Raw genomic sequence first — 1,604 nt, 5'->3', positions numbered from 1 at the left:
TTCGGCAAGAGCGGCCGCCTCGAAATACTTGTTCGGGTAGTGCTGCTCGCGCTCTATCCGCACATCGAGAAGTGGCGCAGCAGCGGCAACCTCTGCCATGGCCGCAATGAGTGCTTTGGCGTGCAGGCCCTTTTTGGCCGCAGTCTCCGCCTGTTCAAACACCACCACATCCGGCGTGAGATCGGCAATCCAGGTCTTCGCCGCCGCTATCGCGTTGTCTGGCGTCTTGCTCGCCTTGTGCGATATCCGCCAATCCATCAGGTGATCGCCGATGAAATAGACATAGGCGATCCGGCCACTGGCAGCCGCAATCGCCAGCATCTTAAGCGCCATCGTCTTCGTCTTCTTCTGCTAATCTCCGCGCCAGGCTTTCGATCGTGTGGGCGCGGTTCTCGACCCCGGCATAGGCCCGTTTCGCCTCCGGCATGGTCAGGATGCGGGCTCGGAGGCCCTTCTTGATCTCTGCCATCACCATGGCGAAGAAGCTCTCAAACGACCGGCCATAGATCAGCGACAAGGTGATGATCTGGACCAGTGACGGCCGCCGCTCGCCATTCTCCAACCGCGATATGACGGTGGACGACTGGCCCATCAGATGGGCAACATCCTCCTGACTAAAACCCGCGACCCGGCGCGCTTTGCGCAGGTCCAGAGCAAACTCTGTGGACATATGAAATTTTGATTAACTGCTGATAACAATCGCAGTCTAATCGATGACCCGGCGCCGCCCTAGAAGGCGCAATCTGCCCATTCTGCATGTGCTACAGCCCTTCAGAACAAAACAACCACGAAGCCGGTATGGGCGACGTCCAGAACCGGAAGGGTGAAACCCTTCCGGCTGACGGCCATACCGGCTTCGTGGTGGATCTGAAGCCTGTAGTCTTAGTCTTTTCTGAGGTTCAGGATATCGAAAATCCTGCCTGCAATGCTAGTCCGCGCCAGGTACCGGCTGAGCACCCCTCACGTCCTACCGGTGAAGACGGATGACCCGTGCCGGTCTTTCGCTCGAAGACCTTGACGGATGCCGCAATTGATGGCCGGGCAAAAAACCGCCCCCGTTTGCCGGAGGCGGCAGCTTCAATACTCGCTGGCGAGCATGATGGTCAGAACGCGGTGGGTCTCGCCTTCATTGGCCGGGTTTTCCGATCCTGCGGTGAGATCAGGGGTGTAGTAGTCGATCTTCCAGAAGATCTTCTCGCCGTCGACCTCGACCGAGCCGAAATCATGTTCGCTCCAGGGATCATTGTCCCCGGTAAAGGCAGAGAACGCCTTAACCGCCGAAGCGGCCTGCATCACGAAGTCCCGGCTGCGCTCTCGGACACCAATCGTGAGCATCACCGATCCGTTGCCGAGCCCTTCCGCCCGAAAGCGGTCGTTCAACTCACGGACCCGCATGCGCGGCACGGATTCGACTCGCTTCCAGAGGAAGGCTGTTTCGCCTTCGCACTGGTGACAGTGCTCATGATCGAAGACCGTCTCAAGCTCCCAGAGCCCCGTCGAAGGGTTCCAGCAGGCCCAAGCATCCTTCACGACCCGCTCGGATCCACAGGTTCGACACGTCGGCACTGCACCGATCTCGCCCACCATATCGTCAAGAACTTCGC

3 protein-coding genes are annotated in these 1,604 nt (G+C 59.1%); all 3 read right to left on the bottom strand.

Going from position 1 to position 1,604, the window contains the following annotated elements:
• On the bottom strand, positions 1-333 hold a 333-nt coding region (locus tag WBB85_RS17785; RefSeq protein ID WP_432639932.1), incomplete at its 3' end, for a hypothetical protein.
• Complete coding sequence (locus WBB85_RS17780) at positions 323-670, bottom strand: helix-turn-helix transcriptional regulator (RefSeq protein ID WP_432639931.1); 348 nt, start codon at positions 668-670, stop codon at positions 323-325. The genes WBB85_RS17785 and WBB85_RS17780, both read right to left, overlap by 11 nt.
• A 407-nt stretch (positions 671-1,077) precedes the next feature.
• Positions 1,078-1,604: DUF3768 domain-containing protein (locus WBB85_RS17775; protein ID WP_432639930.1), on the bottom strand; the 527-nt coding region annotated here is incomplete at its 5' end.

Source organism: Albidovulum sp., assembly GCF_049646345.1.
In the GTDB taxonomy this organism is placed as follows: domain Bacteria; phylum Pseudomonadota; class Alphaproteobacteria; order Rhodobacterales; family Rhodobacteraceae; genus Albidovulum.
Note: the sequence above shows the minus strand (reverse complement) of the source record. Positions and strands in the feature narration are given on the sequence as shown.